This window comes from Clostridium sp. TW13 (genome assembly GCF_024345225.1).
GTDB lineage: Bacteria > Bacillota > Clostridia > Clostridiales > Clostridiaceae > Inconstantimicrobium > Inconstantimicrobium mannanitabidum.
In genome coordinates this window covers 1,270,394-1,284,499 of sequence record NZ_BROD01000001.1, presented here as the reverse complement: position 1 = coordinate 1,284,499, position 14,106 = coordinate 1,270,394, and the positions used below count along the sequence as shown (strand labels likewise).

The 14,106-nt window shown below is 29.8% G+C and carries 16 protein-coding genes; 7 read left to right on the top strand and 9 right to left on the bottom strand.

The genetic code is table 11. From position 1 onward, the window contains the following. The first annotated feature begins 116 nt into the window (after positions 1-116). Together OCU47_RS06165 and OCU47_RS06160 are read left to right on the top strand one after the other, a co-directional pair. Positions 117-719 carry a DJ-1/PfpI family protein gene (locus tag OCU47_RS06165; protein ID WP_261827720.1) on the top strand — a complete coding sequence of 201 codons (603 nt, stop codon included), beginning with the start codon at positions 117-119 and terminating at the stop codon, positions 717-719. A gap of 3 nt (positions 720-722) precedes the next feature. Continuing rightward, entirely contained in the window at positions 723-1,052 is a 330-nt protein-coding gene (locus OCU47_RS06160) for a DUF1801 domain-containing protein (RefSeq protein WP_261827719.1), read from the top strand. 60 nt (positions 1,053-1,112) lie between these two features. Here OCU47_RS06160 and OCU47_RS06155 read toward each other — a convergent pair whose 3' ends face one another. From OCU47_RS06155 to OCU47_RS06130, 6 genes are all read right to left on the bottom strand, one after another. Continuing rightward, positions 1,113-3,041, bottom strand: coding sequence for a DUF2075 domain-containing protein (locus OCU47_RS06155; protein ID WP_261827718.1), 1,929 nt, complete (start codon positions 3,039-3,041; stop codon positions 1,113-1,115). Between the two features lie 15 nt (positions 3,042-3,056). Next, positions 3,057-3,374 (bottom strand): nucleotide pyrophosphohydrolase, encoded by a 318-nt coding sequence (locus tag OCU47_RS06150; RefSeq protein ID WP_261827717.1) that lies wholly within the window; start codon positions 3,372-3,374, stop codon positions 3,057-3,059. A 71-nt stretch (positions 3,375-3,445) separates the two neighbouring features. Continuing rightward, complete coding sequence (locus OCU47_RS06145; protein ID WP_376778027.1) at positions 3,446-4,303, bottom strand: ABC transporter substrate-binding protein; 858 nt, start codon at positions 4,301-4,303, stop codon at positions 3,446-3,448. Between the two features lie 124 nt (positions 4,304-4,427). Continuing rightward, positions 4,428-5,096: a hypothetical protein gene (locus tag OCU47_RS06140; protein ID WP_261827716.1), complete on the bottom strand. Its 669-nt coding sequence runs from the start codon at positions 5,094-5,096 to the stop codon at positions 4,428-4,430. A gap of 198 nt (positions 5,097-5,294) precedes the next feature. Next, on the bottom strand, positions 5,295-5,618 hold the full coding sequence (locus OCU47_RS06135) for a hypothetical protein (protein WP_261827715.1): 324 nt from the start codon (positions 5,616-5,618) through the stop codon (positions 5,295-5,297). Positions 5,619-5,818: 200 nt separating this feature from the next. After that, complete coding sequence (locus tag OCU47_RS06130; protein ID WP_261827714.1) at positions 5,819-6,568, bottom strand: hypothetical protein; 750 nt, start codon at positions 6,566-6,568, stop codon at positions 5,819-5,821. A 406-nt stretch (positions 6,569-6,974) separates the two neighbouring features. On the opposite strand from OCU47_RS06130, the gene OCU47_RS06125 reads away from it, so the two are divergent. The 5 genes from OCU47_RS06125 to OCU47_RS06105 all read left to right on the top strand — a co-directional run bounded on the left by OCU47_RS06125 (position 6,975) and on the right by OCU47_RS06105 (position 9,820). Beyond that, entirely contained in the window at positions 6,975-7,631 is a 657-nt protein-coding gene (locus OCU47_RS06125; RefSeq protein ID WP_261827713.1) for a zinc dependent phospholipase C family protein, read from the top strand. 66 nt (positions 7,632-7,697) lie between these two features. After that, positions 7,698-8,156, top strand: coding sequence for a GNAT family N-acetyltransferase (locus tag OCU47_RS06120; RefSeq protein WP_261827712.1), 459 nt, complete (start codon positions 7,698-7,700; stop codon positions 8,154-8,156). Positions 8,157-8,188: 32 nt separating this feature from the next. Continuing rightward, complete coding sequence (locus OCU47_RS06115) at positions 8,189-8,593, top strand: hypothetical protein (protein WP_261827711.1); 405 nt, start codon at positions 8,189-8,191, stop codon at positions 8,591-8,593. 105 nt (positions 8,594-8,698) lie between these two features. Then, a complete protein-coding gene (locus OCU47_RS06110; protein ID WP_261827710.1) occupies positions 8,699-9,376 on the top strand; it encodes a class I SAM-dependent methyltransferase in 678 nt (225 codons plus the stop codon). Positions 9,377-9,472: 96 nt separating this feature from the next. Further along, the gene (locus OCU47_RS06105; RefSeq protein ID WP_376778052.1) at positions 9,473-9,820 is read left to right on the top strand and encodes an SdpI family protein; all 348 of its coding nucleotides are present in this window, start codon (positions 9,473-9,475) and stop codon (positions 9,818-9,820) included. Between the two features lie 111 nt (positions 9,821-9,931). Here OCU47_RS06105 and OCU47_RS06100 read toward each other — a convergent pair whose 3' ends face one another. From OCU47_RS06100 to OCU47_RS06090, 3 genes are all read right to left on the bottom strand, one after another. Continuing rightward, complete coding sequence (locus OCU47_RS06100) at positions 9,932-10,267, bottom strand: LexA family protein (RefSeq protein WP_261827708.1); 336 nt, start codon at positions 10,265-10,267, stop codon at positions 9,932-9,934. Between the two features lie 54 nt (positions 10,268-10,321). After that, positions 10,322-10,537 carry a hypothetical protein gene (locus OCU47_RS06095; RefSeq protein ID WP_261827707.1) on the bottom strand — a complete coding sequence of 72 codons (216 nt, stop codon included), beginning with the start codon at positions 10,535-10,537 and terminating at the stop codon, positions 10,322-10,324. 254 nt (positions 10,538-10,791) lie between these two features. Next, the gene (locus OCU47_RS06090) at positions 10,792-13,863 is read right to left on the bottom strand and encodes an RNA-dependent RNA polymerase family protein (RefSeq protein WP_261827706.1); all 3,072 of its coding nucleotides are present in this window, start codon (positions 13,861-13,863) and stop codon (positions 10,792-10,794) included. Between the last annotated feature and the right edge of the window lie 243 nt (positions 13,864-14,106).

The window sequence follows — 14,106 nt, the reverse complement described above, 5'->3', positions numbered from 1 at the left end:
CACTTTGTTGACATATCACTATTCCTGCAGAATCCCTATGTTGTAATTATTAACATTATATTTCAATCCATGTTATAATTAACATAAAGACAAACTATATTTTTGGGGTGATTATTGTGACAGAACAAAAGAAAGCAGCAATTCTTATTTATCCGGACTTTAGTAACTATGAAATAAGCATAGTATCAGCCATATTTAAGATTTTTGACAAAGAAATTGTTGTATTTTCTGCTGAAAAAAATGCAGTTAACAGCGAAGAAGGGTTTCATTTCATTCCTGATAAAACTCTTACTGAATTTGATATAAATGATTATGATTGTCTCATATTGCCTGGCATGTGGTGTTTCCCGGATGTTTTATGTGATGATAGATACCTAAACTTTTTAAAGCAATTCAAAGGTAATAAAGACATCTTAATTGGAAGTATCTCAAGTTCCCCAATACTCTTGGCCAAAGCTGGCGTCCTTGAAGGAAAAAGATACTGTGCTGGTTTATATGAAGAAGACATAGATACTTATGATTTTATTAATCGAGACTATGTGGTGAAGACCCCTCTTGTAACTGATGGAAACATTATTACTGCAGTAGGAAAAGCCTACAGAGAATTCGCCATAGAAGTAGGACATAAGTTAAATTATGATTGCGATGATGAGTGGTTTACAGGAATTAAAAAGCCAATCAGAGCGGAGGACTACACATTTTTTAGAAATGAGGAATAAAAAATGATAGAAGATATAACTAATTATTTAGAAAAATTCGAAGATAATACAAAACAAAGGTTTTGTATACTAAATGAGCTTATTTACCAAAGCACTTCTCAAAAGATTGATGAGAAATTGTGGGCTAAAATTCCGTCTTTTTATGTTGGTGAAAACTTTATTCGCCTTATTCCTTTCAAAGACCATATTAACATTGAAGCAAAGGCAGTAATCTTTTATAAAGATCAATTGGCGGGATATAAGATAACACCTAAGGGAATGCTACAAATTTTTCATAATCAAGAGATTCCTTGTGAATTGTTAAAAGCAATATTTAAGGAGAGTTTTGAGTAAAGCTTATATTTTTATAACAAAAATCCTAAGCAATTATAAAATTGATTAGGATTCTCTCCTTTACACATGTTCCAAAGAAGTTTCTTCTATATCTTTAAAGCCAATTGTATGATTAAAGGCATTTACCCTATCTCTAAAATAGTTTCTAAGAGCCTCATCCTCGCACCATACATAGCAGCCTTTAAGTCCTCTTGTCATCAATATTCTATAAGTATTTTTTATGAGTTCATCACTGATTTTTAAAGCCTTTTCTTTGTCTGTTTTGTATAACTTCTTTATCCCGTTAAGGCTTTTATCAGTTTTTGCTCTTTTAGTAAAATCAGTTACCAGCTTGCCATTTTCGAATCTTAGATCTTGTCCAATTATTACTCCTACATAATCAAATTCAAGTCCTTGACACGTGTGAATACAACCACATTGATTTACTGATTCTTTATCTATTGCCCAAGTGGATGTATTGCTGAGATTCCACTTCATCTTAAAATCATATTCTTGAAATTCTATATCATGGTTGTTCCAATTTTCTTTTTTCTTTGTCTGCCATTCGTAGCAATAACCTGCCACTAACCTTGATTTATTGTTAATTTCATTCTTGCTTTCAATAGCTTTTCTAAGTTCACTTGGATCATCAAATACCTTAAAATCAAAGTCAAAATCAAACCCATCAAAGTTTCCTGTTTCTCCAATCTCTAAAACATCATCCAGCCATGATAAATACCCATCTGAACCATTGCATCTAAATTGAGAAGTTAACTTTAATCTTCTAGTTTTAACACCTAGCAAATTCGCATATCTTTCAATTTCTTCAACACTCCCTATATCATCCATCGTAACCCTTTGGTTATTATCAACAAATAATATAGAAACCTTAGCTGTATTTATAATTTCTTTAATTTGATTTTCACCTAAATTCTTAAACATCCCTGATTTTGCATTGAGTCTATGTGCTTCATCCACCACTAAAACATCAATCTCATTTTCCTCAGTATCTGTATAAACACCTGATCCTTTAAAAAGATTGTCTATATATTTTTTAGTATAACTACCTTTTAACTTCTCACAATAAACATTTCTAGGTGCAGCATTTTTGGTTACATACTGACAATTTAAATTCATACCGCATACTCTAACAAGAAGATTTATAGCAAGAACTGACTTACCTGTACCTGGTCCACCTTCCACTATTATTGTTTTCTTCTTATCATTTTTAATGCAATCCCTAACAGTTCGCATTATACTTTCAAAAGCAACTTTTTGGTCATCTATCATTATAAACTCTTGATTTCCATCGAGCATAAGCTTTAATGCATCTTGAAGAGACTTTGAAGGCCTTATTTTTCCACCTTCAATATAATAAATCCCCTTGCCTTGATCTGCTTTTTTTACATATTTACAAATGAATTCTCTGAGTTTAAGCACATCCCCTTTTGTATAAGCAGGAGCTTTGTGAAGCCACTCATCATAAACCTCGTCAACAAGAGGATCATTTTCTACATTCTTAATGTAGTTATGCAAATAAGCGCAAGGATGCAATCCTATACTATTCTTCTCCACAGCTTCATTATAATCGCTAATTAAACTAGCATATGACCAGGCTTGATATGATGGATGTGAGACTTTTCTCTGACTTCTGTTAATAACAGTTTTAACAATAGCCTCCTCATCCTCCACAACCTCAAGCTCACTCCACTGCTTAAGTTCAACAATTATAACATTTTCTTTATCATTCTCATCAAGCCCAGTTAAGATAAAGTCTACTCTTTTTGAAGTTGCAGGAATTCTGTACTCAATAGCAACACCACACTCATCTGGTATATCCTCAGTATTAAGAGCCTTATACATATATAACATAGAATTATCCCAAGCTCTAAACTCATTTTCTCTAGATCTACCTATTTTGTTTCTGTATTCTTTATCTATTAAAATGCTAACCTCATCATTAGTAACATGCTTCATAAAATCTTTTTTACTAGCTTGATATACAATCACTTTAATACTCTCCTTCTACAGTTCAGTATACTTTTTGCTACTTCCCTTAGCTTTCTCCACAGGATATTTCTTCTCATTCTTATCCATCTTGCTATTGATAATTTGAGCTATATCAACACCTAAGCAATCAGCCATATGTACACAATAAACCATAACATCAGCTAATTCCTCTAAAACATGCTCTCTATTATAGTTCTCTTCATCCCATAAGAAATTTTCTAGAAGCTCACCAGCCTCTATGGAAATTGCCTTTGAAAGATTTGCAGGGGTATGGAATTGATCCCAATCTCTATCTGTTCTAAACTTTCTGATTCTATTTATTGTTTCTTGCATATTCATCACTCTTTCTATGTTTTACCAATGTTTTTTCTATATTATATCATAAATTTACATAGAAATATTGGTCACTGAATCATATTACTTTTATCTAATCCATTCTCTACAAGAATAGCATAAAGAGTGCCATCTGATTTCATATCATCAATTATTTTATTTAATGCATTTAATAAGGAATTATCATTTTTCTTAACTGCTATTCCCATAATTCCTTGTAACTGCGGAGTATAGTCTTTTAATGTTCTAAATAACGGACTTTTTTCTTTTAATATATGATAGTTTATAATAATAGAATCTGCTAAACCTGCATCAATCTTTCCACTACTTATAGCATCAATTAATTCGGCTGTACTTTCAAAACTTAATACCTCACCTATTAAGTTATCTTCCTTCCATTTCTTCGCTAAAGCTTCAAATATTGTTCCTTTCTCTACTCCAACTTTTCCATTTTTCAAATCAGCTATAAAATTTACTTTTGAAAATTTAGGAACAATAACAGTTTCTGACTCTTTATACAACGGATTAGTAAATGCTGCTAGCTTTTCACTCTCAGGAGTTATAAATATTCCGCCAACTGCCATATCCATACTATCATCAGTATTAAGCTTTTGTAATAAATTTGCAAAGGTTACTTCCTTAATTTCAACTTTTGCAATTCCAAGCCGTTTTGAAATTTCATTTATGATATCAGCATCAATTCCACTCATCTTATGCGTATCAGAATCTATGAAAAAAAATGGAACTTCCTTTGGGGGTCCAGCAAAAGTCAATACTCCTTTTTCCTTCATCATTTCCAACCTATCTTTTTGCCTTGAATTATTTATTGTAACGACTCTACTATCAGCTACTGTAACAACTCCCATTATTATTCCTATGAAATCTATCATAACAATTAGTATTGATAATTTTTTCAAAATTCTCTTCATAAAAGCCTCCTTTAATTCTCAGTTACAATTATTCCACTGCACATAAAATAAAGCAGTAGTTTAATATACCTACTGCTATTTTGCTATAAAATATAAAATTTAAAACATACAAAGAGGTGAAATTTCATAGAATCTCTTCTGCTGTGAATTCCACCCAATAATTACAATGGGGCTCAATAATAAAGTTAAACATTCCTTTATAAAGCCTTGCTAAGTCACTAAGTCTACATTTTGATACAGGCGATTTAGTGGCATTATATTTCTCAGCCTGTTCTTCTGTTAAGAAAACGCTTATTGATTCATATTCTTTTCCATCCTTGCTTCTCTTAAGAGTTTGTATACCAAATTCTGAGTCTTTTTTAAAAGTTGGCATATTTCCTAAGAAAAAGATTTGTTTATTTGCCATTAATTTAGCTGCTTTTTCATTATTAATCTTATTACATACACACGCATACATAATACAAAAACTATCTACTAAATCTTTAAGTGGCTGTAAATCTTCATGGGTTATATATAAGGAAACAGATGATAATCCTTCTATAATAAGACCTTTTACATTATCATTTTGGATAACATAATCAACTGCTTTTCCTAATCTATCTGCATAATATGTTACTTTGTTTTCTTTCACATAATCACTATTTTCCGCTAACCATTTGTTTAAACTATCATTTGTTATAAATATTTGAACATTTCCATCACTTACGACACTTCTATCATATAATAAAATTGCTACGTTATTATCAATATGTTGCATTAATTGTAATTGTTCTAACTTCACATTACTTTTCATCTCTTGACCTATCCCCTTTAATTTATATTAGATAAAGTTCTTTATTCCTTTCATTTTAGAAAGTTACTTTTGTTCAACTACTGTCTTATTATCTTTTATCAGTAGAGCTTACTAGTCTCAGCATATACCACTATTTTAACACTATAAAATTTTATAACAATTTTTATGGAGTTAATTAAAGCTTAACTTTGCAATTAATTATTCTAATAATTTCCACATCTCATCTCCAACTCTACTTAATGGTTCATTAACTTTTATTCTTTCCTTAACATCATTTTTCCATATAAAGAACTCTGATAATCCACCTCTTGCTGGATATAAGTTCTTATGAATAGTTTTTATTTCACTAATAATATCCTCAGAATTGGAATATTCATTATTAATATTTTCTCTTAGTAAATTAACAACATACCTTACCTCTGATATTTGATAATCTATTTCACCCTTTCCATGTTGCTCTATTATATTAAGTAATTCACTAAATAGCTTTTCTAATTTATCTACCATATTTTTATTATCCATTGTTTCTTCCTTCTAATATTTTACTTGTCTCTTCTAGCAAGTTAGCCTCTATACATAACTCTGTAGTACTCATTTCTTCTTTCCTTTTATACTCATTTCATTTTTATGTTTTATGTACTTCCATTATAAGCCTACATACTAAAATAAGGTATACAAATTTGTATACCTTATAATTTAAGCTTTTCATTATAGCATTTTGATTATAAAGAATCTATATTGTCACCGATTTTAAAGATGTCTTTTATCCATTGGATAGGTGTTTTAAACTCTCCTAATACTGTTATTTCTTGAATTGCTTCCGCAAAATATAAATTTTGGCTATAGGTTTCATAACCAATATAAAAATTTTGAACAGCATGTCCATTCTTTAAAGCAAGTCCATTTTTGCATTTTTCTATTCTTTCATCTGAAAGTTTTTCACCCCAAAAACAATAAATTGGACGTAATATAGGATAACCATTTGCCTTTTTTTGTTTGTTAAAATAATTATCAATTATTTTATTAAGTTCTTTAGTTTCCACAAATATCTTTTCTTCATCTACAGTTTCATCTAAAATCATAAAAACATAGCCATATTTGTATTGACATAATTTTGTCTTTTCATTAATCTGTTGCAAACCTACTTCCATATTATCAACACAATATATGTCAAATTCCTTTTCTTTTAATCCTTCAATCAGTTGTGCTCGTGTAATTTTAGATGATAAGTAATGTTTTAGCTTTGATTCCTCACGGACAAAGTTAATTACCCTTTTATATAATAAATATTTACTTATACAAACATAAATAAGTACCAGTAATACTGGAATTACTGTCACCATACAACGAGCATCATTTATTTTACAACAATAATAAAGAACAATGAACAATATGCTAGATATAAGAGTTGCTATAGCAATTAATCCAAAGACTATCTTATAATAATTTTTTATAAAGAAATATTTATTCATGATTCAACTCCCTTTTGATATATTGGTTAATATTTAATAAGTTACTCCTAAACATTCTATTTTGGTGTTATAGGCATTATTTAGAACTCAAAACTTTTTAGTAAGAAAATTTTCAACTCTTCCTATATCCTTTTATGTTCCAATTTTGTTTCCTCCATTATAGCATAAATTCAGTTTTGAGTACTCATCTGCTTATCCGATAGCTAGCATCCGTAACTCTCCAACTTTTTTAAATTGAAAATTGATTAGCATCATATCATATTTGAAAGATTAGTCATTGCAGCAATTGGTTAATACCCACTTCATTATATTGACAGATGTTACAGAAAAAGCTCATAATATAAATAATGGTAATTTATCGTGAATCCTATATTATTGGGATTTAATTAAGAAAGGGGATAGAAAAATGCCTTTTGCAATGACTCATTTACATATTGCTTATAATATATTAAATAATACAGCTCAAATAAAGAACCCTTGTGATTTTATGTTAGGTGCTATAGCACCAGATTCTGTACATTTTAGAGATGAGTATACTAGTGATATGAAAAAGAAAAGCCATTTATGTGTTGGAGAGGAAAAGTGGGGTAGAACTACAAACAATCAAGAATGGTTAAAAAGTGTGCTTGATTTCTTACATAAAAATAAAAGTGTGGAAAACACTGATTTTATATATGGATATTGTTCTCACATTCTTGCTGATATACAAAACAATATAAAAATTTGGACACCATTTCTATTAGAAAACAAAGAAGATTTAGAGAATGGTCTGGGAAGTATTTATCATAAAGAATCATCTGATATGGATTATGAACTTTACCTACGAAGCCCACATCAAAAAATAATATTTGAAATGCTTGAAGATGCAACTGGTTATGATATTCCAGATGTTGTTAGAAAAGATGACATAAATAAAATGAAAGATACTATATTGAATAGCCAATATTTATCCAAGCAATCTGTAGATGTATCTTCTAATAAATATGTTACGCTTCCTTGTATGCAAGAATTTATTTCTGTAGAATCACAGTACATTAGAAATCTATTATACTATAACGATTAATAATATATTTTATTAATATTAATTTGGAATATTGTTAAGCAATAACAAGTTAGGGGGGAGGCTATAATGTATCAGTATTATAAAGGTTTGATTATTAGAGAAGGTGGAGATGGACTTAAATCTGATGTGATTAAGAAAATGTACGCTGAAGTTGGCTTGGTGTCTTCAAATCAGCCACAATGGCAAGATGAAAAGTACGAAATCTGCTTTAAAAATTCATCCTGGGTTTTCACTGTATGGGATAATGAAGACATGATAGCGATGGTACGAGTTGTATCAGATAAAGTTATGACTGCAACTATTCAAGATCTTGCTGTTAAGGAGGCATATAGAGGAAGAGGGATCGGTAAAAAATTAGTAAGCTTATGCCTACAAAAGTTACCTCATGGAAACTGGTGGGTACATACAACTCCTGAAAATTATGATTTCTATAAAAAATGTGGATTTGAGCTTTCTCAAATATCTGAAAGTTCAACACTAACATATATGGGGTTCACAAAGGCAAGATTAGAAGGACATAGATAATCTGGACTAATGTGCATTGATTGGAGAGGAAAATGAAAAAAATTCTAAAAGAAAATTTAATAATTAGGAATTCTTTTAAACTACCATTTTTAGGTGGTGAAATATGGAGTGAAGAACTCGACGGATTGAACATATACACAGATGTTGTAATAGATAAATTCTTGAGAGATATGGTAACTATCAGAAAGCCGTCTTCTCCAACCTTAATAGCAATCCATCTCAATGAAACATTAGTAGAAGAACGTCTTGTTAATATTATTGTTACAGAACTAAAAAAAGCAGATAACTCAATTCAAAAAGTAGTTTTTGTTGGACTTAATCGTACTTCTCAAAAACTAATGAAATCTTCAATAGAAATAGTAGGTGTTTCTTTCGCATATGCTTTCAGTAACGATTATGAGAACGCAAAAGAATGGTTAGTAAATAAACAGAGATGACATTATAGATATCACCCAGCTAAAAATGAGAATATTTTTTAGTTATAATAGATTCACTTTTTTATTCTACTGTTAAGCAATAATAAGTTATGGGGAGGAACTAAAATGAATACAGAAAATTTTACTGGCAAGGCCGAAGCCTATGCCAAAGGAAGACCTGGCTATCCCCAGGAAGCTATAGAAACAATCTTCAAACTTGCACCATCAGACGCGGTATTCGCAGATATTGGTGCAGGGACTGGAAAATTCACGGTGAAATTAGCAGAACGTGGCTACTCTGTGTTTGCTGTTGAACCAAATGCGGATATGCGAGGACAGCTTGCCATTACGCTTGCCCCTTTTACAAATGCTAAGATTATGGATGGCACTGCCGAAGCCACAACAATCCCCGATCACAGCATTGATATTCTCACCGTGGCCCACGCACTACACTGGTTGAATCTGGATGCATTCCGTGAAGAATGCCACCGTATCGTCAAGCCAGATGGATTGGTCATTGTTATTTATAACCATGTACCCGGTGAAGAGATGACAGACCTTTACAAACAAACCGTCGATACGTTTTTCACAAAGCCGATGACATGGGAATTCCCGAACCCAATTGATTATACAAGAGATAACTGGCTTGCTTACATCGCATCACAGGACGGCAATCCAACACCCACTGACCCAGGATATAACGCACATATTTCTGCAATAAATGCTGCGTTTGACCGTGATAGTATGGATGGTCTGTTACACTGTGATAGATTAACAAAAGTATATTGCGAAAGAATAGAATAAAAATTAAAAATCATAACATTTGCTGAAAGTTTTAAAGGCACAAAACCTTCTAAACCCCCAAGAAAATCTCGTGGAAAAAGAGGTGAAAAAATGTATATATTCTTGATAATAATAAGTCTTATTACGCCATTAGCACTGCTTATAGTTGGGCTTGTTTTTCATAAACACTACCCTAACGAATATAAACCTTTTGTTGGCTATAGGACAACCAGAGCTAAAAAAAGTAAAGAAGCATGGAATGAAGCAAATAGTTACTCTACTAAGTTACTAATTAAATATTCATCAATTATATTAGTAATAACTATACTCACAATTGTTTTAGTGGGCAAGCCTTGTGATATTATGGGTATTATCAGTATCCTTTCAACGCTCTTAGGTTTAATAGACATCATTATAGTATATGTATTGACAGAAAAACACCTTAAAAATATGTTTGGTGATTAAAGGAAGCAACTAATGGTGCTTCCCTTAAAATTTATATACATATCATCACTATTATAAAACAGAGCTAAATACCAGAGCCTTTCCGTAGTTAACCTTAATTGTTAAACTCAATTATGAATTTTTTATCAATCCCACAGCTACTCCAATGATGCTGAACTGTCCTTCATCCAGCATAAAAGGTTCATATGCATCATTTTCTGGCATAAGAAGGATCTTTCCACCCATGGTTTTATAGGTTTTCAAAGTGCAGTTATCTTCAATATCTACAGCCACTATGTCGCCTATATTAGCTGCCTTTTGTTTCTTTATAACTACATAATCCCCATCATTTATATTCTTATTTATCATGGAGTCTCCTTTTATCTTTAGAATAAAGTCATCTTCAGAATTATCAAGCCATGCTTGGAGGTAGATACTTTGAGCAACATCTGAAATAAAAAATCCCAACCAATTATAAAATTGATCAGGATTTCTATATTACACCTACAGGAAAATAATTTTTTATTTACCTTTACTAAGCTCTATGATTCTCTTTTCTGCAAGTCCAGTAGCCTTACTAATCTTATTAATTTCCACTCCTAGCTCTAATAAGTTTTTTGAAGTTTTAATTTTTTCTTGTTTTATAAGTTCTTCTTCACTTTTCCTGATTTCTTTCTGGGTTTCCTTTCTGACTTTTTCCTTCATTCCGCTTATCATAAATGCATTATTGGCAATCATGTTTCCTCAGCCTTATTTTACATATCTCTTCTACTTTCAATTCTGTCAATTTACTAATATCCTCATCACTCATTCCTAATTTCATTTCATTTTTGACAATTTAAATCCTATCTTCCTTTCTAACTTTTTCCACAAATCCCCTTATCATAAACTGCATTATTAGCTACCATATTTTCAACCCCTTCTAGCCATCTTGAAAAATAACATAATTTTAATAATTATTATTCAAAAATTACTCTCATAGAAATTAAATTCTATTCTTTCATATAATGTTCAATTTGATTCCACAAGCTTCCTTTCCTTTTTGCATTAACAATATCTGGTGAAAAGAAAGGCGGTGTAGGTTTAAATGCCTTATCCATTTTCTGAAGTCCATATTCCTTAATTTGAAAATCTCGTAATGCTTTTATGTTAATTTCATCAATTAATGCTGTACTATTTACTCCACCCTTTATTTTTACTATATCTTTATTTTCTGTTTTCGAAGGTTTTATTAGTCTACTGTCACCATAATCGGAAGTATTGACTTGTATACAATAACAATGCAAGTCTCTATTTAGCGACTCAATTATACTACTGTAATAATTAATATCATGATTCCATTCAATTGTTACAACTAAATCAGCAATTGATTGAAATAGAGCTCTTCTTTTTATTGACGCAACTTCAAAACAACAATATACTGGAAACCATAAATTATTCCAAACAAATAACTCATGATTCCTTCCTTCAGCACAGTCAAACCTATATCCCTCAATTGTAAATTTTTCATCTGGCGAATAAACTACTTTACTATGCATATTTAAATAGGCATATTTACAATCCTCATATATAAACGGTAAAATAGTAGCAGTAAAATTATAAACTAAAGTACCACTAACAATATGTTCAACTCCTGTAATAATAGCCATCTGTGTCTTAGCACTTATAGACATCACTATAGGGAGCCACTCAATTGGCAAATATGACTCTGGTAATACTAAAATATCAGCATTATTCTTTATTGCTTCCTTAACAACTGCAGCAAGATTTTTATATCGTTCACGACTTCGACAAGGACTGTTTGTTAAAACATCAATAAAATTCTTCTCATCCAATTTTACATTTGCTAAAGCAACTTTTATTTTTTCTTTTTGTTTATTAATACTTTTCCCAACTTTAATCGCAAACAAATCATAATCCTTTGTTTCTATAATTTCTTTAACATCAATTTCATCTATGTAATTTTTACTTTTGCTTTTTTGTGCTTTAAAGTTTAATCTATTATAATTATAATTAATAATTGCTAAAAGTTCCTCTGGGTTTCGTAACTTTTCATTATTTTTTATATCATAAAAAATAGCACTTAATTGCAATTCTTGTGGTGAAATTATATAAGGATAATAGTAATAATTAATGTTTTTAAATTCAAATTCACCTATATACTTCATAAACTCTTCAAGAACTGTAAGATTCAATTTAATTTTATCAGTAAACATTTTAAAATTATTACTTTCAATAATTATATCAATTAATGCTGGTATTGCATTATTATCTAACATACGTGTTACAAGAAAATTTTGACGTTGTTTTAAAACTTCCTTATAGCTAAATTTACTTGCAGCATCAGATATCTCTCTTGTATTATTCTTTATAACTAACTTATAAATACTCTCTATACATTGCTTAGCATTCTCCCCCCAATTTAATGATAAACCTCTACATAGTCCAGCATATAAAATTTTCACTAAACTTGTTTCCATTTTCATAGTACATTCAAAATATGTGTAATTTAAGTTTGATATGCTTTTAACTATTAACCCTATAAAATCAATGAGAACATCAAATTTATTGTTAATAGCTAATATTTCTACAATTTTTTCCCAAACCAAATAATTCTCAATTACTACTCTGCCGTTAAATATCCTGAGAATATCATTAATGAACATTAATTCTTTTTTATCATTAATTAATCCCCCAACTCTTAAATATTTGCCTAAAAACTTTGATAACTCATATTTATCAATTGAAACTCCTTTTATTCCAGATAATTTATTTATTGAATCTGAGTATTGCAGTCCGAATATTTCACTATAATCTCCTGATTCCAATATATTATCATCTTCTGGCATGTACCTAAATTCGCTTTTATTTAGTGCTATTGCTTTTTTAAATTTTGTTATTAAAGCATCTGAAAAATTATGTCTGAAGTAAAATACATTTACCTTATTATTTTGTACTTCTACTCTTCCCTTAGAATTACCTAGAAAAGTACTATTAACATAATATATCTTCTTATTTTCATCATTTTTTAATAAATAAGCATTTCTAGGGCATTTACTACTTTTATCTGCGTTACATTTACATAAGAAGTATTCTATTATTTCTGTTTTATTTATAGTGTTGGTATTCACCAAATCAAATAATCCACTATTTTTTTCAACCTTATCAACTATAATTATGTCGTCAACATATCTTCCATAATATAAAGGATTCCATCTCTCTATAACTGCTGAATCAAATTTTCTTAAGTATTCATTAGATAAAATATTTGATGGTAGAAAACCTATTGGTAAAAATACACGCTCTTCAAATTCCTTTTTAAATAAAGAACTATATTTCTTTAATACCTTGTAAACAAATTTATTTATTCTCTTTATAATATTTATTTTCACTATTTCTCCACCTATATCTGGTTGCTTCATATATATAGATAGATATTCATCGAAATTTTCTTCTTCAAAATGCACTGAATAAAAAAACCTTCTAAAATCCATAGTTAATATAATTACATCTTTCGAAAGTTTCAAGTGTTCTTGAGCTTTTTCAAGACCATAATCTCTCCAACTTTCATATTGGGTAAAATAAGGTTTAAATAATGTATTAGTAAAGTTTGCTTCTCCTGTATCTTCAGAAATTAATTTTTCACTTAATCGATTTCCATATGAACATTTATATACATTAGAATCTATAAGTTTCCCAATATATAATATCCATAAGACTCCTAATAAATGCCCCTCTACATCCATATCAATAAAATACTGATTTTCTGCAATTTGAATTTGGGTGATTAAATCATTTATGATAATTGAATCTTCATTAGATTTTATCTTTTTCGGTAATGTTAATGCATTTATTGATAATAATAACTTTTGTTCATAATCATTCCATTCCTTATCGTTTCCATTAAGAATCTTTGATATTTTTCTAAATTTTAGTTCTATATTTTCTATTCCTATAGATTCATATTCAGCAATACTATTTCTCAATATCACTTGTGTTTTATCATAATATACACTTGCTTTCAGTTTTTTATATGCTCTTTTTATTTGTTCTTCAAATCCCATAACTTTCCTCTCCTAATCATGTTCTATATACTATTCAATGTTTTCCTCTTCTGTATCTATCCCTGAACCTTCTCATAATCACCTTCGGCATATTAATATTTAAATGTCTACTAAAAATTCAGGTACATCCCTATCATTAATGGCATCCTTATTGAAATAACTGTGTAAACACTTAATGTATACACTATTACTTATAATCATGGCTTGTACATTTCTATATAATCCACTATGTAATTCTAATAT

Bases quoted from the DNA above. Each gene is read 5' to 3' on its own strand.
- OCU47_RS06160 (WP_261827719.1), top strand. From the start codon at position 723: ATGATAGAAGATATAACTAATTATTTAGAAAAATTCGAAGATAATACA.
- OCU47_RS06150 (WP_261827717.1), bottom strand. From the start codon at position 3,374: ATGCAAGAAACAATAAATAGAATCAGAAAGTTTAGAACAGATAGAGAT.
- OCU47_RS06145 (WP_376778027.1), bottom strand. From the start codon at position 4,303: ATGAAGAGAATTTTGAAAAAATTATCAATACTAATTGTTATGATAGAT.
- OCU47_RS06140 (WP_261827716.1), bottom strand. From the start codon at position 5,096: ATGAAAAGTAATGTGAAGTTAGAACAATTACAATTAATGCAACATATT.
- OCU47_RS06135 (WP_261827715.1), bottom strand. From the start codon at position 5,618: ATGGATAATAAAAATATGGTAGATAAATTAGAAAAGCTATTTAGTGAA.
- OCU47_RS06130 (WP_261827714.1), bottom strand. From the start codon at position 6,568: ATGAATAAATATTTCTTTATAAAAAATTATTATAAGATAGTCTTTGGA.
- OCU47_RS06125 (WP_261827713.1), top strand. From the start codon at position 6,975: ATGCCTTTTGCAATGACTCATTTACATATTGCTTATAATATATTAAAT.
- OCU47_RS06120 (WP_261827712.1), top strand. From the start codon at position 7,698: ATGTATCAGTATTATAAAGGTTTGATTATTAGAGAAGGTGGAGATGGA.
- OCU47_RS06115 (WP_261827711.1), top strand. From the start codon at position 8,189: ATGAAAAAAATTCTAAAAGAAAATTTAATAATTAGGAATTCTTTTAAA.
- OCU47_RS06110 (WP_261827710.1), top strand. From the start codon at position 8,699: ATGAATACAGAAAATTTTACTGGCAAGGCCGAAGCCTATGCCAAAGGA.
- OCU47_RS06095 (WP_261827707.1), bottom strand. From the start codon at position 10,537: ATGATTGCCAATAATGCATTTATGATAAGCGGAATGAAGGAAAAAGTC.
- OCU47_RS06090 (WP_261827706.1), bottom strand. From the start codon at position 13,863: ATGGGATTTGAAGAACAAATAAAAAGAGCATATAAAAAACTGAAAGCA.